Here is an 18,962-nt window from a genome sequence, read left to right as displayed (position 1 = left end):
TCATCCTCACCGTCGGCATCGCCATCGACCTCCTCATCTTCAGCCCCGTCGAGCGCCGGGTCCTGCGCAGCCGCGGCCTACTGGTCAAGAACTGAGCCCCGCCGTGCGTCCCCACTTCCGCGCCACCGCACCCGCGAACGGGCCCGTCCTGCTGGTCATCGCCCACGGCAGCCGCGACCCGCGGCACGCGGCGACCGTGCACGCCCTCACCCGGCGGGTGCGGGCGCAGCGGCCGGGGCTGCGGGTGGAGACGGCCTTCCTGGACTTCGACACCCCGACGGTGCCCCGGGTGATCTCGTCCCTGTACCGCTCCGGCGTACGGGAGGTCGTGGCCCTGCCGCTGCTGCTGACCCGGGCGTTCCACGCGAAGTCCGACATACCCGCGGTGCTGGCCGAGGCCACGTCCCGGATGCCGGACCTCTCGGTCCGGATCGCGGACGTCCTCGGCCCGTCCCCGCTGCTGGTCGGCGCCCTGGAGCGCCGCCTCGCGGAAGCGGGCCTCACCCCGGCGGACCGCGCCGGCACCGGTGTGGTGCTCGCGTCCGCCGGTTCCTCCGACCCGGAGGCGATCGCAGTGATCGCTGAAATCGCGCGGGAGTGGCGGCACACCGGTTGGTGCGCCGTGCGGCCTGCGTTCGCCTCCGCCCGCCTGCCCCGTACGGAGGACGCCGTACGGGCCCTGCGCGCCGAGGGCGTCCGCCGCGTGGCGGTGGCCCCGTACGTCATCGCCCCGGGGCGCCTGCCGGACCGTATCGAGGCGGGCGCGGAAGCCGCCGGGGCGGACCTGGTGGCCGGCGTCCTCGGCGCGGCCCCCGAACTGGCGCGCCTCCTGCTGCACCGCTACGACACGGCGTCGCGGAGCGTGCCGCTCCTCGCCGCGGCGTGATGCCCGGCGCGGCCTGATCCTCGTTCGGGTGAATCCACGGCTCGGCTCAGTGGATCACGGGTAGTCCAGCCGCGAGGTTCCGTGCACCACACAACGGAATCGATCGTCCTGGCCGCCCCTGGAGGGCAGATGTCCATGTCACGCCGTACGCTCACGTTCCTCACCACGTCCGCCGCCGCACTGATCCTCTCCGTCGCGGGGGCGGGTCTCACCGCCCCCGCGAACGCCGCCCCCGCGAGCACGCCGAGCGCCGTGCGGCAGGCCCGGGTGGCGTTCTTCAACGCCGGTGGTGCCTGGACCATCTACCAGTCCAACGCCACCGTGCAGGTGAACCTGACCCAGGACGGCAACGGGAACCTCTTCGGAACCACGTCGTCCGGAAACACGGTGGGGACCCTGGAGTCGGGCGCCAAGGTCACGGGGAACGACATCTACTTCGTCGTCCAGTGGAACCACGGTCCCCGGGGCCGTTACACCGGCACCCGCGGCGCGGACGGCCGCCTCTCCGGCCTCACCGTGGACCTGAACAACCCGTCCAGCCAGGCCAGCTGGCGCAGCGACCGCACGTTCTGACGTTCTGACAGCCGATGCCCGCTAGGCCCTGGCCGCCGCCTCGTCGGCCAGGGCCGTCAGGTCCTCGACCGACATGGCGCCCGGCGGCAGGCCCTCGCGGGCGAAGATGTTCGCCGCGTGGCGGAGGGTGTCGTTCACCGGGGTCGGAACCCCGTGCAGGCGCCCCAGCAGCGAGATCTCGCCGTTGAGGTAGTCCGCCTCGATGGAGCCGGTGCCACGGCGCAGGGACTGCCAGGACGACCCGCCGCGCGTGCCCGGGGGCTGCACGACCTTGCCGTCACGGGCCGCCGCCTGCTCCTCGTCGGAGGCGCAGGCGATCCCCGCCGCTGCGAGCGCCGCCCGCCCCTCCCGCTGGGCGCGCAGCAGCAGGGCCGCCTTGGCCGGGTGCGGCTCGGGGCCCGTCGTCGCCTGGACGGCGTTGCCCAGGTTCCCCAGCAGCTTCGCGTACTTCCACCGCATCACGTCCTCGACGACCGGCGCCTCGAATCCGGACTTCTCCAGGTCGGCCGCGATCCGCCCGGCCCGGGCGTCCGCGCCCCCGGCCGCGAGTCCCAGGTGCAGGATGCCCGTCAGCGGGGCGCACAGCGCGGACACCACGCCCGGCTCCAGGAAGGTGGCGGGCAGCCAGACGCAGATCCCGTACACGCGGGCGAAGCGGCGCAGCGCCAGCCGCTCGCTCTCCACCCCGTTCTGCGCGCACAGCACCGGCAGCCGCTGCGCCGCCGTACCGCCGCCCGCCACTTCCGCGTCGCCCCACGCGTCGAGCGCGGCGATCGCGTCCTGGGTCTTGACGGTCAGCAGCAGTACGTCGTCCGGCCGCAGTTCACCGAGTTCCTCCGGGCCCTCGGCCACGGGGATCCGGTGGACCCGGGTCCCGTCCGTCGTGGTGAGCCGCAGCCCCTCCGCCTTCAGGGCCTCCGCGTGGGCTCCCCGCGCGACGAGGACGACCTCGGCGCCCGCCTCCGCCAGCCGTCCGCCGATGGTCGCGCCGATCGCCCCGGCGCCGATGATGATGTAACGCATGCCCGGAGCCTGGCACATCCCGGGCCCCGGGTCGGCGTCGGGGCATGGTGGCCGACGTGTTCCTTCTCGGCGGGGAACTCCCCGTACGGGAGCGGCTCGTCACCCCCCAGGGCGGGGTGGTGCGCACCGGCCCCGACCGGTGGCGCGCGGCGGGGCGGCCCGAGCAGCTGCGGGCGCTGGAGTCGTGCCGGTCGCCGCCGTGCAGCACCCGTACCGTCCGGACTCGACGCGCTCGGAGGGTGGCGGGGACGGGCGGCCTCGGCCTCAGTCCTCCGTGAGCTCCACGAGCTTGACGACGGTGTTCCAGTTGCGGGTCGTCGCGTCGATGCCCTTGAACACGGCGGGCTTGTGGAGGGCCTCGCCCAGCTTGGAGCGGCCCAGGCCGTCCGGAGCGTACAGGTAGACGACCCGGTCGCCGATCCGGTACTCCTCCGGGAGGAAGACGGGCCCGTCGATCGAGGCGAACCGCTCCTCGCCGGGCTGCGCGGAGAGGAAGGTGGCGTGCAGCTGCCTGCCCTCCAGCTCGGCGGCCGGGAACGGGCAGGCCCCGGCGACGGCGCGCAGGTACTCCCCGTCGACGACGAGGCAGGCCACCGGGAAGCCGAAGCGGGCCTCGATGGCCCGCTCCAGCTCGCGGGCGAGGGCGGCCGGGTCCTTCTCGGGGCCCGTGAAGACGGCGTTGCCGCTCTGGAGGTACGTCTGCACCCCGGCCAGGCCGAGGCCGGTCAGGACCTCGCGCAGCTCGGCCATCGGGACCTTCTTGGCCCCGCCGACATTGATTCCGCGCAGCAGCGCCGCGTACTTCTTCGTGGTCATGACCGAACGATAGGACGACCCGCCGACAGTTCGGCAGGTTCGCCCGGTTCGCCCGGTGCGGCCAGTGCGGCCAGTTCGGCCTCGATGAGATCGGCGGCCCGCCGCGTACCGCCCTCGGTGGCCGTCTGCGCGCGGATCGCCTCGGCGCGGGCGGCGACCTCGGGGTCCCCGACGAGTGCGAGGACGGCCTCCCGCAGGGTCCGGGCGTCGGCCTCCCCCATGGGGACGTGCCGGGCGACTCCGAGTCCCTGGAGCATGTCGGCGTTGCCGAACTGGTCGACGGCCTGCGGAACGGCGACCATCGGGGTGCCGGTGGCGAGGCCCTCCTGGCTGCCGCCGGCGCCCGCGTGGGTGATGAAGGCGTCGGCCCGGTGCAGGATGTCCAGCTGGGGAACCCAGCGGTGCACCTCCACGTTGGCGGGGACGGCGCCGAGCTCGGCCTCGTCGGTGAACCTGCCGATCTGGAGGACGACGTGCCAGTCGGGGAGGTCCCCGAAGGCCTCGATGCAGGCCCGGTAGAAGGCGGGCTGCTGGGTGAACGTGGAGCCGAGGGAGACGAGCAGCACCTTCTTGCCGGCGGCCGCGGCCGGGCGCTCCCAGCTGCCCTGGGAGGCGCTGCGGTCGCCCTGGCAGGCGCCGACGAAGGTGTGGACGGACTCGTCGACCCGGTCGGCGTGGGGCTGGAGGGCGCGCGGAATGAGGACGATGCTGCGGCGCGGCCGGCCGACGAAGGGGTCGCTGTCCTCTTGGATGCCGTTCTCGTCGAGCCAGGCGCGGAAGCGGGCGTAGTAGGCCTGTCCGCGCTCGGTGGCGCGCAGTTCGGCCGTCATCGGCTCGCCGACCTCCTCCTCGTACCCGGTCCAGGCGACCAGGTTCGGGGAGAGGGAGACGGCGGGGACGCCCCAGCGGTGGGCGAGGACGCGCGCCGGGTAGGAGGTGATGTCGTGGAGGACGAGGTCGGGCTCGTCGCCCTCGAAGGCGGCCGCGAGCTGCGGCAGCGCCTGGACGGCGTCCGCCAGGAAGGGCTCGATGTTGTCGATGAGCTCGGTGCCCCAGGCCTCGGGCTCGTCGTCGGTGGGGAGGGTGGAGTTCCAGATCACCGGCGTGGCGCCGGTTTCCGCGATCTTCTCGGCGAAGGAGGCGGGGATGGCGTAGCTGACGCGGTGGCCGCGGGCGACGAGCTCGCGGATCACTTCGATGCTCGGGTTCACGTGCCCGTGGGCGGCGATGGAGAACATGGCGAGGTGTGCGGGCTTGGCTGAGGTCATGGATCGAGGTTAACGAGACGATACGTCTCGTGCAACGTGATTGTCCGGCCGGGCACGGACCGCGGGTGCGAGACTGGGCGGATTCACGAAGATCCGGATCCGGAGAGACAGGGCATGGACGAGGCGCAGGCCAGGGACGTACTGACGGCAGCGGGTCTGGCGGGACCGGCCGGGCCGGCCGCGCTGCTCGCCCTCGGCGAGAACGCGGTGTTCGCGGTGGGCGAGCTGGTGGTGAAGGTCGGCCGGGAGGCCGCGCTGCTGGAGCGGGCCGAACGGGAGCTCGCGGTGGCGGGCTGGCTCGAACGGGCCGGGGTCCCAGCCGTCCGCGCGGCCGAGCCGCGGGCGCGGCTGGTGGCGGGCCGTCCGGTGACGGTGTGGCACCGCCTTCCGGACGCGGTCCGCCCGGCCGGTCCCGCGGACCTGGCGGCGCTGCTGCGGCAGATCCACGCCCTCCCGGCCGCGCCGTTCGCGCTGCCCGCACGGGACCTGCTGGGCGGGGTCGAGCGCTGGCTCCGGCTGGCGGGCGAGTCGGTCGACCCCGCCGACGCGGCGTACCTGCGGGCCCGGCGCGACGCGTACGCTGGCGAGGTGGCCGCGCTCACCCCGCATCTGACGCCGGGTCCGATCCACGGCGACGCCCTGCCCCGCAACGTGCACGTGGGCCCGGACGGGCCGGTCCTGGTGGACCTGGAGACCGTCTCGGCCGATCTGCGCGAGCACGACCTGGTGGTCATGGCCCTCTCCCGCGACCGGTACGGCCTGCCGGCGCAGTCGTACGAGGCCTTCACGGCGGCGTACGGCTGGGACGTGCGCGACTGGGAGGGCTGCGCCGTGCTCCGGGGCGCCCGCGAAACGGCCAGCTGCGCCTGGGTGGCCCAGCACGCCCCGACCAACCCGAAGGCCCTGGCCGAATTCCGCCGCCGCGTCACCTCCCTGCGCGAGGCGGACCCGGAAATGCGGTGGCACGCGTTCTAGCCGTTCGGCATCAAAGAACGCACATGAGACTGCACACCACGATCCACACCGCGCGCCTGGGCGCGAGGGAGTTCAAGGTCATCCGCCCGGCCCCCGTCCCGGCCCGCGCGGTGCTGGTCGACGGCCCCTGGTACCTGGACGGCTGGTTCGACCGGGAAGCCGCGCACCTCACCGCGGGGCTGTGGGCCCTCGCGGCCACGTCGCCCCGGTCGCTCGTCCACCTGCCGCTCCGGGCCAACGCGGCGGGCGGTGCGGACCCGGGCACGGGCCCCCGGCGCCCGCTCGATCTCGTCCTGCTGCACCACTCCTTGCAGTTCGCCCCGTCCCGGTGGAAGGAGCTGCGCGGCCGGCTCGGACCCGGACGGCCGCGCACCGTGGACCTGCACGTCCCGGATCCCGACGCGCAGCCCGGGGGCTCCGGCCGGCACCACCGGGAGAAGCGGGACCACTTCCGGCAGGACATCCACAGCGAGACGCTGTTCATGACCGGCAGCGCCCGGACGCTCCGTGAAGGCGCGGGACGGTTCGCCGACCTCGCCCGCACGGGCCCCGGCGAGGTGCTCAACCACGGGGGCAGACACTACTGCCGGCGCGTGGACTGCCGTCCGGCCGACCGCGACCTGCACATCGAGTACCGCGGGGAGTGGCCGCCCCGGCCGGCCGGGCCGTGACGCTCAGGCCGTCGCCGGGAGGGCTTCGCGCAGGGGCCAGTGGGGGTCGATCACCGCGTCCGGGGTGCCCTGGCGGCGCAGGTACGACTGGAAGTCGCGGGCCCAGCGCTCGTGCCAGGTTCCCTGGCGGGCGTGGAGCGCGGCCGGGGTGAGGGCCGCGACCTCCGGATGCCGGGCGGCTATCGCCCGGGCCACCTGCACCGCGGCCAGCGCGTCCGCGCCCGCGTCGTGCGCGGAGTCCAGGGTGACCCCGTACACCCCGCACACCGCCTCCAGCGTCCGCTTGCCGCGCCGGTAGCGGTCGACGGCCCGGTCGATGGTCAGCGGGTCCACCACCGGCCCGGTCTCCATCCCGCCCAGCCGGTCGGCCAGCGAGAGCAGCCCGTGGCGGGCCAGCTCGGCCGTCAACAGGGTCAGGTCGAAGGCCGCGTTGTACGCGACGACCACCGCTCCCGCGCGCCAGTGCTCCACCAGCGCCCGCGCCACCTCGTCGGCGACCTCCCGCGCCGGGCGGCCTTCCGCCACCGCCCGCTCCGTGCTGATCCCGTGGATCGCCGAGGCCTCCTCCGGGATCGGTATCCCCGGGTCCGCGAGCCAGCCGCGCCGATCGCGCACCTCGCCCGCCCGCACCTCGACCACCGCCGCCGTCACGATCCGCGACTCCCCCGGCTCCGTGCCGGTCGTCTCCAGGTCGAATCCGATCAGCACACCGCCGTGCCAGTCCCCCATGCCGCGCCCCTCCCCCACACTCCCCGTACACCTTCGGTCTATGACTTTCAGCCTGCCACGGGGCACTGACAGTCAGGACACCGGGCGGGAGTCCTCCCAGATCGACTCGAATTCCTCGCGGTACGTCGGGAACAGTCCGTGCTCCGCGTCCCGCGCCGAGCCGCGGGTGCCGCCGCCCCTCAGGACCAGCACCGGCGCCTCCATTCCGCGCGCCCGGCGCAAGTACGACTGCACCACCGCGATGCCCGAGGTCTCCCCCTCCACCAGGTAGGCGGTGAAGCGGGGCGTCTCGTCGAAGACGTGGATCTCGAACCGCGAGGGGTCCCGCAGCCCCGCCCGCACCCGGCGCACGTGCAGGATGTTCATCTCCACCGAGCGGCTCAGCTCGCCCTTGCGCAGCCCGAGCTCCCGCTCGCGCCGCTTCACGGCGCTGCTGGCCGGGTTCAGGAACAGCAGCCGGACCCGGCAGCCGGCCTCCGTCAGGCGCACGAGTCTTCGGCCGGAGAAGTTCTGCACCAGCAGGTTGAGCCCTATGCCGATGGCGTCGAGCCGGCGCGCGCCGCCGAACAGGTCTTCCGCCGGGAGCTGGCGCTGGAGCCGTACCCGGTCCGGGTGGACCGAGATGACGTCCGCGTAGCGGTCGCCCACCAGGTCCTCGACGGCGTCGATCGGCAGCCGGTCCGCGCCCGGGGAGCCCGCGCCGCCGCCCAGCACCTCCAGGAGCCGCGCCGAGGCCCGTTCCGCCTGCTCCAGCACCGCCCGCGACAGGGCCCGGTTGCGGGAGACCACGTTCCGGGTGACCTCCAGCTCGTCGAGCGCCAGCTCGATCTCCCGCCGGTCGTCGAAGTACGGCTCGAAGCACGGCCAGTGCTGGACCATGAGCTCCCGCAGCTGCGGGAGCGTCAGGAAGCTCAGCACGTTGTCGTCGGCCGGGTCCAGCAGGTAGCCCTTGCGCCGGCTGACCTCGCGTACGGCCACCGCCCGCTGCACCCACTCCTGCCCGGCGGGCCCGGCGGCCGCGACGACCCAGTCGTCCCCGCCGTGCACGGGCTCGTAGATCGGCCGCAGCACCGCGCCGACGACGGCGCGCAGCCGCTGTTCGATCAGGTTCAGCCAGATGTACGCGCGGCCGGCCCGCTGCGCGCGGGTGCGGACCTCGCTCCACGCGTCCGCGCCCCAGTCCAGCTCGGCTCCGGCCGGCACGCCCCCGGCCTCCGTCGGGGCCAGGGACACCGCCCCGGCCGGCACCCCCGTCGCCGCGCCGCCGAAGACCCCGCCGGGCGCACCACCGGGTGCACCTCCTGGGGCGTCCGCCGGGCCGCCCTCGTGACCGCTGTCACCAGGGGGCAGCTCCAGACCTCCCGAGCTCACCCGTGCACCGCCTTCTGCGTCTGGACGCCCGTCTCCAGTGATCACGGAAGGGTACTCCGAGCTCGGCGCCCGATGCAGCCCGATGGGGTCCGACGGTCCCTGCCCAGGTGGCCCGTTGACCCATTATCTGATGCCCACATGGTCCGCTGACCCGCCTATCAGCTCTCCGGGTCACCCGGTAGGAGCATCCCAAGTCCCCGCTTGTGAGCCCACTTTCGGGGAAGATCTAGCCGAGACGCGGTCCACGCCGGATCGGCACCGACACATCAGCCCGCCAGCCGGGGGAACGAGGGGAAGAGCCGTATCCATGCAGGTCTGGCCGGGACAGGCGTATCCGCTCGGCGCCACGTACGACGGCGCCGGGACCAATTTCGCGGTCTACTCCGAGGCCGCCCGACGCATCGAGTTGTGCCTCCTGCACGACGACGGCTCGGAGACGGCGGTCGAACTGCGCGAGACCGACGCCTTCGTACGCCACGCGTACCTGCCCGGGGTGATGCCCGGGCAGCGCTACGGATTCCGCGTGCACGGGCCGTACGAGCCCGAGCGCGGGCTGCGCTGCAACGCGGCGAAGCTGCTGCTGGACCCGTACGCGCGGGCGATCGCCGGGAGCGTCGACTGGGGCGAGGAGGTGTACGGCTACCACTTCGGCCGGCCCGATTCGCGCAACGACCTCGACTCGGCCCCGCACACGATGAGTTCGGTCGTGGTGAATCCGTACTTCGACTGGGCGAACGACCGTCCGCCGCGCCACGAGTACCACCACACGGTGCTGTACGAGGCACACGTCAAGGGGCTGACCATGCGTCACCCCGACCTGCCCGAGGAGCTGCGCGGGACGTACGGGGCCCTCGCCCATCCGGCGGTCATCGGGCACCTCACCAAGTTGGGGGTGACGGCGCTGGAGCTGATGCCCGTACACCAGTACGTCAACGACCACCGGCTGGTCGACGACGGGCTCAGCAACTACTGGGGCTACAACACGATCGGCTTCTTCGCCCCGCACAACGGCTACGCCTCCGGCGACCGCGGCCAGCAGGTCCTGGAGTTCAAATCGGCGGTGCGGGCCCTGCACGAGGCGGGGATCGAGGTCATCCTCGACGTGGTCTACAACCACACCGCCGAGGGCAACCACCTGGGCCCGACACTGTCCTTCCGCGGGCTCGACAACGCCTCGTACTACCGGCTCACGGACGACCCCCGGCACTACATGGACACCACGGGGACCGGGAACTCGCTGCTCATGCGCTCCCCGCACGTGCTCCAGCTGATCATGGACTCGCTGCGCTACTGGGTCACCGAGATGCACGTGGACGGCTTCCGCTTCGACCTCGCCGCCACCCTCGCGCGGCAGTTCCACGAAGTGGACCGGCTGTCCTCGTTCTTCGACCTGGTCCAGCAGGATCCGGTGGTGAGCCAGGTCAAGCTGATCGCCGAGCCCTGGGACCTGGGCGAGGGCGGCTACCAGGTGGGCAACTTCCCGCCGCTGTGGACCGAGTGGAACGGCAAGTACCGCGATACCGTACGGGACTTGTGGCGCGGCCAGCCGCGCACCCTCGCCGAGTTCGCGGGCCGGCTCACCGGCTCCTCGGACCTCTACCAGGACGACGGCCGCCGCCCGCTGGCCTCCATCAACTTCACCACCTGCCACGACGGTTTCACCCTGCACGACCTCGTCTCCTACGACGAGAAGCACAACGAGGCCAACCGCGAGGGCAATCGGGACGGCGAGACCCACAACCGGTCCTGGAACTGCGGGGTGGAGGGTCCGACGGAGGAGCCGGAGGTGCTGGAGCTGCGCGAGCGCCAGATGCGCAACTTCACCGCCACGCTGATGCTTTCGCAGGGCGTTCCGATGCTCAGCCACGGCGACGAGTTCGCCCGCTCGCAGGGCGGCAACAACAACGCGTACTGCCAGGACAACGAGCTGTCGTGGGTGAACTGGCCGGAGCCGGGGAAACCGGCGCCCGCGCTGCTGGAGTTCACCCGGCGGATGGTGTGGCTGCGGCGCGACCACCCGGTGTTCCGGCGGCGCCGCTTCTTCCACGGGCGGCCGGTGGAGGGGACCAACGACGAGCTGTCCGACATCGCCTGGTTCACCCCGCACGGGGAGCCGATGAGAGCGCGCGACTGGCAGGCCCAGAACACGCGTTCGCTGACGGTGTTCCTCAACGGGGAGGCGATCTCCGAGCCGGGTTCGCGCGGGGAGCGGATCACCGACGACTCGTTCCTGCTGATGTTCAACGCGGGCGCCGATCCACAGGAGTTCACCATCCCGGCCGGGCACGGCGCACAGTGGCGGCTCGTGGTGGACACGGCGCGGCCGGACGTACTGCCACCCGGTACCGGACCGCAGTACGCGGCCGGGGACCGGGTGGCGCTGACGGGACGGTGTCTGGTGCTGCTTCAGCGCCCCGCGTAGGAGGTACCGGGCGGGGCCTGCGGGGCCGCGCCGGCCTGCGGGGAGGCGGCCTGCTGCGCCGGGATGAAGACCTTCGGGGCGGCGGGGTGCGCCCGGGCGGCCGGCACCCGGGTCAGGAGGGCCAGGGCGAGGGAGAGCGCGGCCGCCCCGACGGCGACCGCGAAGGCCCCCGCGGGCCCGTACCGCTCGGCGAGCCGCCCGGAGGCGGCGAGGGCGGCGGCCTGCCCGGCCACGAGCGAGCTGGCGGCGAAGGCCATGGACTCGGCGAGCCGGGCCGGCTCCACGACCCGCTCGGTGAGCGCGAACGCGGTGATCAGGTGCGGGGCGTACGCGGCGCCGAGCACCGTGACGACCGCGTACAGCGGCCACAGGGCGTCGGTGAAGAGCAGCGGTACGGAGAGCACCAGCGCGGCGGCGGTGGCCGCCCGCCAGCGCGCCCGCAGCCCGATGCGGGCGGGCAGCGCGCCGAGGGCGAGGCCCACGGCGGCGCTGACCACGCCCATCGCGGCGTACACGATGCCCGCCTGGCCGGGGACGCCCAGACGAGCGGTAAGGGCGGCGATTCCGGCCTGGCAGGCGCCGAACATGGCGCCCTGGAGGAGCAGGGAGCCCCGTACGGCGTACACGACACGCGGGTGTCGGGCGGGGCGCGGGGCGGCGTCGGCGGCTCCGCGACCGGCCTTCGGACCCGTCCCGGCCGTGACGGCGGCGGTCGGGTGCAGCGCGAAGGCGGTGCCGAAGACGGCGACGAGGGCGGCGGCCCCACCGAGGGCGATCGCGGGGTGCAGGGCGAGCGCGGCGAGTCCGACGAGGGCCGGCCCGAAGACGAAGGAGATCTCGTCCAGGGTGCCTTCGAGCGAATGGACGGCGCCCACCACGCCCTCGCCCGCCTCGGCCCGGTGGGCGAGGGCCACGGAGCGGGTCCGGGCCAGCGGCCCGATCAGCGGTACGGAGGCACCGGTGACGGCGCCGATCGCGGCGAGCGGGAGGGTGGCGAGGCCGCCGAGGGCCCCGGCGACCAGGGCCGCGGTGGCGACCGCGTTGACGGCGGCGGCGGCCGGCACCACGGGCCGCTGCCCGTACCGGTCGGCGAGCCGGCCCAGGACGGGCCCGCAGACCACCTGGCCGACGGAGAGGGTGCCGCCGACGATGCCGGCGGTGGCGAGCGAGCCGCTGGTCTCGGCGACCAGCAGCACGCTCCCGAACTGGGACATCGCGACGGGCAGTCGCGCGAGGAAGGAGAGGAGCGGGAGGAGGGGCCCGGTCAGGGCGATGACTCTTCGATAGGTGTTGACGGTTCCGGCCACTTGATCAACGCTAACGCGACGCAGTCACCCGGATGCATTGGGTAATGGCACGGAATCCGGCGAGGTGGGTACGTACGTTCTCATGAGCCAGTCGTATGCGCGCATCCAGACGGAGTCCTTCCCGAGTTCGACGTACCGCCTCCAACTGCGACCGGAGTTCACCTTCGCCGCCGCCGAGGCGGTCGTACCCCATCTCGCGGCGCTCGGGGTCTCGCACCTGCACCTCTCGCCGGTGCTGGAGGCGGTCCCCGGTTCGGCACACGGCTACGACGTCACCGACCACAGCCGGGTCCGGGCCGAGCTCGGCGGCGAGCCGGGGCTGCGCGCGCTGGCCGCGGCCGCCCGGGGACACGGGCTCGGCCTGGTGCTGGACATCGTCCCGAACCACATGGCGGTGCCCTCCCCGCTGCGGCTGAACGAGCCCCTGTGGGGGGTGCTGCGGGAGGGTCCGGACTCCCCGTACGCCCGCTGGTTCGACATCGACTGGGAGGCGGGCGGCGGGCAGGTGCTGCTGCCGGTGCTCGCGGAGCCGCCCCGGCCGGACGACTTCACACCCGACCGCGACCGCGGGGTCCTGCGCCACGGGGAGCTGGAGTTCCCGCTGCGGGAGGGGACGGCGGGGCTGGCGCTGCCGGAGCTGCTGGCCGCGCAGTGGTACCGGCCGGCCTGCTGGCGGGCGGCCCGGACCGAGCTCAACTACCGCCGCTTCTTCACCATTTCGGACCTGATCGGGGTCCGGGTGGAGGATCCGGAGGTGTTCGCGGCGACCCACGCGAAAGTGCTGGAGCTGGTGCGGGACGGGGTGGCCGGGGGGCTGCGGATCGACCACGTGGACGGGCTGGCGGACCCGGAGGGGTACCTGCGGCGGCTGCGGAGGGCCGTGGGTGACGGCTGCTGGGTGGTGGTGGAGAAGATCCTGGCCCGCGACGAGCGGCTGCCGCCCGGCTGGCCGGTGGCCGGGACCACCGGCTACGACGCCCTGCACCGGGTGGACGGGGTCCTCACCGACCCGGCCGGCGCCTCGGAACTGGCCCGCCTGTACACCGAGTTCACCGGCAGCGCGGACTGGCGGGAGATGGCCCGGACGTGCGCGCGGGAGGTACTGACCGGCGATCTGGCGGCCGAGCTGGCGGCGCTGGAGCGAGCGGCCGGACCGGAACTGGCCGCCGGGGTGCGGGAGCTGCTGATCGCCTATCCGGTCTACCGGCCCTACCCCGGCGAGCCGGAGCTCGACCCGCGGGCCCTGGCTCAGGCCGCCGCGGCGGCCGGGCCGGGCGCGGTGGCCGGGGTACGGGACCTGCTACGGCGCGATCCGGCGTTCGCGGCGCGCTTCGCCCAGACCTCGGCGGCGCTGCGGGCCAAGTCGCTGGAGGACCGGGCCTTCTACCGGTACGCCCCGCTGCTGTCGGCCACCGAGGTCGGCGGGGATCCCGGGCAACCGGCGCTCTCGCCCGCCGAGTTCCACGCGTACTGCGCCGAGCTCGACCGGGACTGGCCCGGCTCCGGAACGGTGCTGTCCACGCACGACACCAAGCGCAGCGCGGACGTCCGGGCCCGGATCTCGGCCCTCTCCCAGGCTCCCGGGGTGATGGGCCGGCCCGCCGGGTCCGATCCCCAACTGGCCTGGGTGGCCCGGCAGACGGCGCTCGGCCTCGGGGAGGCTCCCGAGAGCGCCGAGCGACTCGCCGAGGCCCTGCTGAAGGCCGTCCGCGAGGCTGCCCTGCACACGAGCTGGACCGACCGGGACCCGGCGTACGAGGACACGGTCGCGGGGTACGCGCCCCGGGACCCGCAGCTGCCCCCCGGGCTCGCCGCGGCGGCCCGGGCGAACCTGCTCGGCATGACGCTGCTGCACCTGGCGATGCCCGGGGTCCCGGAGGTCTACCAGGGCGCCGAGACGGAGTACCGGGCCCTGGTGGACCCCGACAACCGGCGCCCGGCCCGGTTCCCGCGCGAGGTCCTGGCCCGGCTGGACGCGGGGGCCGCGCCGCGGGGGCCGGCGGAGGAGAAGCTGGCGCTGACGGCCACCCTGCTGCGGCTGCGCCGCGACCGGCCCGGGCTGTTCACCGGCTACGCCCCGCTGGCGGCCCGGGGCCCGGCGGCCGAGCACTGCCTGGCCTTCGCCCGCCGGGGCGGGCTCGTCGCGGCGGCCACCCGGCTCTCGCACCGGCTGGCCGGGTCCGGGGGCTGGCGGGACACCACCCTCCCCCTCCCGCCGGGGAGGTGGACGGCGCTGCTGGACCGGGGGGCGTCGTACGAGGGCGAGGCCCCGCTGGCGGAGCTGCTCTCGGGGCAGCCGGTGGCCCTGCTGGTGCGCGAGGGCGGGGGCGGCTGAGACGGTCGGCGGATCGCGCGGGAGGCCTCCGCCCCAAGGCGTTGGCCAGGGGTTTCCTGGAAGTGTGGGGCGCGCGGAGCAGTAGGGGGCGTGCGCGGCGGGCATTGCATCAGACGTGACCCTCCTCCGTGACATGTGCTACCCCACACCGTCCGAACTCGCGCTGGCCGCCCGCGCGCTGGCGGACGAGCATCCCGGCCCGGTCCGGCTCCGCCGGGCCGGCACCTCCCGGGGCGGCCGGCCCCTGTGGCTGCTCTCCGTCGGACCGAGCGGCCGGCCGCGGGGCGCGGGCGTGCTCGTCGTCGCCGGGGCCCACGCCAACGAGCCCGTAGGCGGCGCCACCGCGCTCGCCCTCGCCCGGCGCGTGCTGCACGAGCCGGCGGTGCGCGCCGGCCGCGGCTGGCACTTCCTGCTGTGCGCCGATCCCGACGGGGCGGCCCTGCACCGCACGCCCCGGCCCCGCTCCCTGCTCGACTACCACCGGAACTTCTTCCGGCCCCCCGGTCCGGAACAGCCGGAATGGGCGCCGTCTTTACTCCCTGCGGACCGGCTGCCGCCCGAGACCCTGGCGCTGACCGCCCTCATCGACGAGCTGCGGCCCGCCCTCCAGGTCTCCCTGCACGGCACCGACCTCGGCGGGTCCTGGGTCCAGCTCACCCGGGACATACCGGGCCTCGCGGAACCGTTCGCCAAATCGGCCGCCGAGCTGCGGATCCCGGTGGAGACCGGGGCCTCGGACGCGGCCGGCTGGCCCTCCCCCGGCCCCGGGATCTTCGTGATGCCGCAGGCCGGAGCCGACCCGAACGGGGCGTTCCACCCGGAGGACACCCGGCTCAGCACCTGGTACCACGCGCACCGCTACGCGGGCACGACGGCCATCGTCGAAGTCCCCATGTGGGCCTCGGACCTGGTGGACGACCCCGCCCCGCACCCGGACCCGCGCGGAGCCCTGCGGATCCTGGCGGGGCGGCTCGCCGCCGACGCCGCGCTGGTGGCCCGCGTACGGGACCGGGTGGCGGGGACGTGGGAACCGGGGGCGTTCGGGCCGGGGGCGTTCGAACCGGGAGCCTTCGAACCGGGAGCGGATCACGCGGCGGGCCCCGGAAAGGACCTCGGCCCCGGCTCGGACGCCGAAGCGGCCGCGCTGCTGCGCGCCGTCGACTGGACGCTCGCCCTGATCCCGCGGATCACCGTGGAGTGGACCGGCGCCGGGGCCCCCGCCGAGGCCACGGCGGCCTCCATCGGCAGCATCGACGCCTTCGCCCGGCGGCTGTCGCTGCGCGCCGCCTCGATGCTGCTGCGGGTGCTCCGGGCGCAGGGGCACCCGGCGGCCCCGGGGCTGGACCGGCTCGTCACGGGCTGGTGCGAGGAGTTCGGCGCCCGGTTCCGGGCGCGCCGGATCCCGGTGGCCACCCAGGTCGAGCACCAGACCCGTACGGTCCTGGCGGCGTTCGAGCGGCTCGTCGCGGAGGGGCTGGACGGTGCCGCGGAACCCGGCCGTCCCGCCGGGCCCGACGGGACGGTCAGTGCGTAGGAGGCGTCTCCCCGGCGCCGGCCGCCGGCTCCCCGGACGGCGGCACGGCCAGGGCGTAGCGGCGCTTGGGCGCGCCGGTGGCGCCGAGCCGGTCGTAGAAGCGGATCGCGCCCTCGTTCCAGTCCGGGGTCTGCCACTGGACCTGGTCGAGGCCGAGCGAGCGGGCGAGGTCCGCCACGGCGGCCGTCAGGGCCGCGCCGAGGCCGTGGCCGCGGGCCTCCTCGGCGAGGTAGAGGCAGTCCATGTGGAGGTAGTGCCGGGCGTCCCAGAACGCGAACTCGGCGGAGCAGGCGGCGTATCCGGCGACCGACCCGTCCGGGGCCTCGGCCAGCAGCACCCACAGCCGGGCCCCGTCCGCGAACAGCTGCGGCCCGAGCCGCTCGGCCAGGCCCGGGGGCCGGAGCGCGGACTTCTCGTACGCGACGTGCTCGTGGACGAGCTCGACGAGGCGGGGCAGGTCCTCGGGGCGCGCCGGGCGCACGACGGGCGGCTGCTGCTCGGGGTCTGCGTGTTCCATGGGCACCATCATCGGACCCGGCGTGATCACGAGGACGGGCGGGCCGGGCGGGCCGCGGAACCCGGCCCGATCCGGAAGATCCTCCTAGCTCGACGAGAGCCGGAAGTTCATCCGGCCGAAGCCGATCTGGTCCCCGTCCCGGACCACCACCGAGCCGGTCACCCGGCGGCCGTTGACCGTGGTGCCGTTGGAGGAGCCGAGGTCGGTCAGGACCCAGACCCCGTCGCGCATCCCGAGCTCGGCATGGACCCGGGAGACGGTCTCGTCGGTGAGCCGCAGCCCGTTGCCCGGGTCGCGGCCGATCCTCAGGGAGCGCGCGCTCGGGTGCGGCAGCAGCAGCTTCGGCAGCCGCTCGGCGGTCCAGGCCCGCCGGACCCCGGCGGACACGGCCGAGGCCCGGCCCACCCAGCCGAAGACGCGGCGCGTCCAGGCGCCTTCGCCGCTCCCGCGGCCGCCGAGGTCGGCGGTGAGGACCGCGAGGTCCTCGGAGCGGCGGGCGACGAGGGCGAGTTCCATACGGCGCAGGAACGTGTCGTGGGACAGCTTCCCGAGGGCGGCACCCTCGCGGAGCTGCTCCAGCGCCCGGTCGCGCTCCGCGTCCGAGAGGCGCGGTACCGGGAAGGCGGGGAACTCGAAACTCGACGTCACAGGGTGATTGTCGGCCCGTCAGGGCCGGAGTGTCCAGAACTCCTCCGGCCGTCCACGCGATGATGGGCCCGGCACACGTTCCGGGTACCGCAGCAGACGAGGGGAAGCGTCCGTGCAGTTCGAGGTGTGGGCACCGCAGACGGACCGGGTCGCGCTGCGACTCGGCGGCGCGACGTACGAGATGGCACGCGATCCGGACCGGTCCGGCTGGTGGACCGCCGACGCCCGGGCCGCCGACGGGGACCGGTACGGATTCCTGGTGGGCGTGGCCGCCGGGGAGGAGGCCGTACGGCCCGACCCGCGCGGGCGGCGGCTGCCGGACGGGCCCGACGGCCTCTCCGCGGTGGTCGATTTCGAGCCGCTCACCCCACGGGGTCCGGCGCCCGGCACCCGGCTCCAGGACGCCGTCCTGTACGAGCTGCACATCGGCACGTTCACGCCCGAGGGCACCTTCGACGCGGCCGCCGCCCGCCTCGGGCACCTCACCGCGCTCGGGATCACGCACGTGGAGCTGATGCCCGTCTGCCCCTTCCCCGGCCGGCACGGGTGGGGGTACGACGGGGTGGCGCCGTGGGCGGTGCACGAGCCGTACGGGGGCCCGGCCGGGCTGGCCCGGTTCGTGGAGGCGGCGCACGCGGCCGGGCTCGGGGTGGTGCTGGACGTGGTCCACAACCACCTGGGCCCCTCGGGCAACCACCTCCCGGCCTTCGGCCCGTACTTCACGCAGACCCACCACACCCCCTGGGGCGCCGCGGTCAACCTGGACGCGGCCGGCTCCGACGAGGTGCGCGCGTACCTGCTGGGCAGCGCCCTCGCCTGGCTGCGGGACTACCGGATCGACGGGCTGCGGCTGGACGCGGTGCACGCGCTCGCCGACGGGCGGGCGCTGACCTTCCTGGAGGAGCTGTCCGCGGCCGTGGACGAGCTGGCCGCCGAGACCGGCCGCCCGCTGTTCCTGATCGCCGAGTCCGACCGGTGCGATCCGCGCACCACGACCCCGCGCGCGGCCGGGGGCCTGGGCCTGCACGCGCAGTGGAACGACGACTTCCACCACGCCCTGCACTGCGCGCTGACCGGCGAGTCCCAGGCGTACTACACCGACTTCGCCGAGGCACCGCTCGCCGCGCTGGCGAAGACCATGACCCGGGCGTTCTTCCACGACGGGACCTGGTCCTCCTTCCGCGGCCACAGCCACGGCCGCCCCGTGGACCGGCGCCGCACCGCCGCGCACCGCTTCCTCGGCTACACGCAGACCCACGACCAGATCGGCAACCGGGCGCTGGGGGACCGGCTCGCGGCCTCCCTCTCCCCCGGGCTGCTGGCGTGCGGTGCGGCGCTGGCCCTGACCGGGCCGTTCGTGCCGATGCTGTTCATGGGCGAGGAGTGGGCCGCGGGGACGCCGTGGCAGTACTTCACCGACCATCCGGATCCGGAGCTCGCCGAGGCCGTACGCAGCGGCCGGCGCCGGGAGTTCGCGGCGCACGGCTGGAAGGCGGAAGAGATCCCCGACCCGCAGGACCCGGCCACCCGGGAGCGCTCCTGCCTGGACTGGGCGGAGCCCGAACGCGCCCCGCACGACCGGCTGCTGGCCTGGTACCGGACGCTGATCACCCTCCGGCGCACCCATCCGGACCTGCGCGATCCGGACCTGGCGGCGGTGCGCGTGGCGTACGACGAGGAGCGCCGCTGGGTGACCTTCCGGCGGGGCGAGGTACGGGTCGCGGTGAACCTGTCCCCCGAGCCGGTGACGATCGCCCTCGGCCGCAACGGGGTCCGGGTGCTGGCCGCCTGGGACCCGGTGGACCACCCGGGGCCCGACGGACGCGTGCACGTCCCCGCCGAGTCGGTGGTGCTGCTGGGGCCGTGACCTCCCTCCCGGCCGGCCCG

At 74.7% G+C, this 18,962-nt stretch carries 16 protein-coding genes and 1 pseudogene; 9 read left to right on the top strand and 8 right to left on the bottom strand.

Annotated elements, in window-relative coordinates; translation table 11 throughout:
* The 3 genes and pseudogenes from AB0M92_RS16135 to AB0M92_RS16125 all read left to right on the top strand — a co-directional run.
* Positions 1 to 95: pseudogene (locus tag AB0M92_RS16135) on the top strand (ABC transporter permease); the annotation flags it as partial.
* An 8-nt stretch (positions 96 to 103) separates the two neighbouring features.
* The gene (locus tag AB0M92_RS16130) at positions 104 to 886 is read left to right on the top strand and encodes a sirohydrochlorin chelatase (RefSeq protein ID WP_366102760.1); all 783 of its coding nucleotides are present in this window, start codon (positions 104 to 106) and stop codon (positions 884 to 886) included.
* A gap of 129 nt (positions 887 to 1,015) precedes the next feature.
* Positions 1,016 to 1,459: a hypothetical protein gene (locus AB0M92_RS16125; protein WP_366102759.1), complete on the top strand. Its 444-nt coding sequence runs from the start codon at positions 1,016 to 1,018 to the stop codon at positions 1,457 to 1,459.
* 21 nt (positions 1,460 to 1,480) lie between these two features.
* On the opposite strand, the gene AB0M92_RS16120 is transcribed toward AB0M92_RS16125, so the two are convergent.
* The 3 genes from AB0M92_RS16120 to mgt form a co-directional block, all read right to left on the bottom strand.
* A complete protein-coding gene (locus tag AB0M92_RS16120; protein WP_366102758.1) occupies positions 1,481 to 2,482 on the bottom strand; it encodes a 2-dehydropantoate 2-reductase N-terminal domain-containing protein in 1,002 nt (333 codons plus the stop codon).
* A 264-nt stretch (positions 2,483 to 2,746) separates the two neighbouring features.
* The gene (locus AB0M92_RS16115) at positions 2,747 to 3,298 is read right to left on the bottom strand and encodes a DUF1697 domain-containing protein (protein ID WP_366102757.1); all 552 of its coding nucleotides are present in this window, start codon (positions 3,296 to 3,298) and stop codon (positions 2,747 to 2,749) included.
* Positions 3,295 to 4,566 carry a macrolide-inactivating glycosyltransferase gene (mgt, locus tag AB0M92_RS16110; RefSeq protein ID WP_366102756.1) on the bottom strand — a complete coding sequence of 424 codons (1,272 nt, stop codon included), beginning with the start codon at positions 4,564 to 4,566 and terminating at the stop codon, positions 3,295 to 3,297. Before mgt ends, AB0M92_RS16115 begins: the two co-directional genes overlap by 4 nt.
* A gap of 114 nt (positions 4,567 to 4,680) precedes the next feature.
* Between mgt and AB0M92_RS16105 the strand changes: the two genes are divergently transcribed.
* Both AB0M92_RS16105 and AB0M92_RS16100 read left to right on the top strand, forming a co-directional pair.
* Positions 4,681 to 5,541, top strand: coding sequence for an aminoglycoside phosphotransferase family protein (locus AB0M92_RS16105; protein WP_366102755.1), 861 nt, complete (start codon positions 4,681 to 4,683; stop codon positions 5,539 to 5,541).
* A 23-nt stretch (positions 5,542 to 5,564) separates the two neighbouring features.
* Positions 5,565 to 6,212, top strand: coding sequence for a hypothetical protein (locus tag AB0M92_RS16100; RefSeq protein ID WP_366102754.1), 648 nt, complete (start codon positions 5,565 to 5,567; stop codon positions 6,210 to 6,212).
* A 3-nt stretch (positions 6,213 to 6,215) separates the two neighbouring features.
* Here the strand turns inward: AB0M92_RS16100 and AB0M92_RS16095 are convergent, their stop codons facing one another.
* Positions 6,216 to 6,941 carry a 3'-5' exonuclease gene (locus AB0M92_RS16095; RefSeq protein WP_366102753.1) on the bottom strand — a complete coding sequence of 242 codons (726 nt, stop codon included), beginning with the start codon at positions 6,939 to 6,941 and terminating at the stop codon, positions 6,216 to 6,218.
* Between the two features lie 72 nt (positions 6,942 to 7,013).
* Complete coding sequence (locus AB0M92_RS16090) at positions 7,014 to 8,312, bottom strand: SAV2148 family HEPN domain-containing protein (RefSeq protein ID WP_366102752.1); 1,299 nt, start codon at positions 8,310 to 8,312, stop codon at positions 7,014 to 7,016.
* A 307-nt stretch (positions 8,313 to 8,619) separates the two neighbouring features.
* Here AB0M92_RS16090 and glgX point away from each other — a divergent pair, with 307 nt between their 5' ends.
* Positions 8,620 to 10,734, top strand: coding sequence for a glycogen debranching protein GlgX (gene glgX / locus AB0M92_RS16085; protein WP_366102751.1), 2,115 nt, complete (start codon positions 8,620 to 8,622; stop codon positions 10,732 to 10,734).
* Here glgX and AB0M92_RS16080 read toward each other — a convergent pair.
* Positions 10,719 to 12,041: an MFS transporter gene (locus AB0M92_RS16080; RefSeq protein ID WP_366102750.1), complete on the bottom strand. Its 1,323-nt coding sequence runs from the start codon at positions 12,039 to 12,041 to the stop codon at positions 10,719 to 10,721. The two genes, glgX and AB0M92_RS16080, sit on opposite strands and share 16 nt — an antisense overlap.
* 82 nt (positions 12,042 to 12,123) lie before the next feature.
* Here AB0M92_RS16080 and treY point away from each other — a divergent pair, with 82 nt between their 5' ends.
* A complete protein-coding gene (gene treY / locus AB0M92_RS16075; protein ID WP_366102749.1) occupies positions 12,124 to 14,376 on the top strand; it encodes a malto-oligosyltrehalose synthase in 2,253 nt (750 codons plus the stop codon).
* 115 nt (positions 14,377 to 14,491) lie between these two features.
* Positions 14,492 to 15,910 carry a M14 family zinc carboxypeptidase gene (locus AB0M92_RS16070; protein WP_366102748.1) on the top strand — a complete coding sequence of 473 codons (1,419 nt, stop codon included), beginning with the start codon at positions 14,492 to 14,494 and terminating at the stop codon, positions 15,908 to 15,910.
* Here the strand turns inward: AB0M92_RS16070 and AB0M92_RS16065 are convergent.
* Together AB0M92_RS16065 and AB0M92_RS16060 are read right to left on the bottom strand one after the other, a co-directional pair.
* Positions 15,900 to 16,427 (bottom strand): GNAT family N-acetyltransferase, encoded by a 528-nt coding sequence (locus AB0M92_RS16065; RefSeq protein WP_366102746.1) that lies wholly within the window; start codon positions 16,425 to 16,427, stop codon positions 15,900 to 15,902. The genes AB0M92_RS16070 and AB0M92_RS16065 overlap by 11 nt on opposite strands.
* An 84-nt stretch (positions 16,428 to 16,511) precedes the next feature.
* On the bottom strand, positions 16,512 to 17,075 hold the full coding sequence (locus AB0M92_RS16060; protein WP_366102745.1) for a DUF1707 and FHA domain-containing protein: 564 nt from the start codon (positions 17,073 to 17,075) through the stop codon (positions 16,512 to 16,514).
* A 112-nt stretch (positions 17,076 to 17,187) separates the two neighbouring features.
* Between AB0M92_RS16060 and treZ the strand changes: the two genes are divergently transcribed.
* Positions 17,188 to 18,942 carry a malto-oligosyltrehalose trehalohydrolase gene (treZ, locus tag AB0M92_RS16055; RefSeq protein WP_366102744.1) on the top strand — a complete coding sequence of 585 codons (1,755 nt, stop codon included), beginning with the start codon at positions 17,188 to 17,190 and terminating at the stop codon, positions 18,940 to 18,942.
* Positions 18,943 to 18,962: the final 20 nt, after the last annotated feature.

Source organism: Streptomyces sp. NPDC051582 (assembly GCF_040681715.1).
Taxonomy (GTDB): domain Bacteria; phylum Actinomycetota; class Actinomycetes; order Streptomycetales; family Streptomycetaceae; genus Streptomyces.
Note: the sequence above shows the minus strand (reverse complement) of the source record. Positions and strands in the feature narration are given on the sequence as shown.

Bases quoted from the DNA above. Each gene is read 5' to 3' on its own strand.
- AB0M92_RS16125 (WP_366102759.1), top strand. From the start codon at position 1,016: ATGTCCATGTCACGCCGTACGCTCACGTTCCTCACCACGTCCGCCGCC.
- AB0M92_RS16120 (WP_366102758.1), bottom strand. From the start codon at position 2,482: ATGCGTTACATCATCATCGGCGCCGGGGCGATCGGCGCGACCATCGGC.
- AB0M92_RS16115 (WP_366102757.1), bottom strand. From the start codon at position 3,298: ATGACCACGAAGAAGTACGCGGCGCTGCTGCGCGGAATCAATGTCGGC.
- mgt (WP_366102756.1), bottom strand. From the start codon at position 4,566: ATGACCTCAGCCAAGCCCGCACACCTCGCCATGTTCTCCATCGCCGCC.
- AB0M92_RS16105 (WP_366102755.1), top strand. From the start codon at position 4,681: ATGGACGAGGCGCAGGCCAGGGACGTACTGACGGCAGCGGGTCTGGCG.
- AB0M92_RS16100 (WP_366102754.1), top strand. From the start codon at position 5,565: ATGAGACTGCACACCACGATCCACACCGCGCGCCTGGGCGCGAGGGAG.
- AB0M92_RS16095 (WP_366102753.1), bottom strand. From the start codon at position 6,941: ATGGGGGACTGGCACGGCGGTGTGCTGATCGGATTCGACCTGGAGACG.
- glgX (WP_366102751.1), top strand. From the start codon at position 8,620: ATGCAGGTCTGGCCGGGACAGGCGTATCCGCTCGGCGCCACGTACGAC.
- treY (WP_366102749.1), top strand. From the start codon at position 12,124: ATGAGCCAGTCGTATGCGCGCATCCAGACGGAGTCCTTCCCGAGTTCG.
- AB0M92_RS16065 (WP_366102746.1), bottom strand. From the start codon at position 16,427: ATGGAACACGCAGACCCCGAGCAGCAGCCGCCCGTCGTGCGCCCGGCG.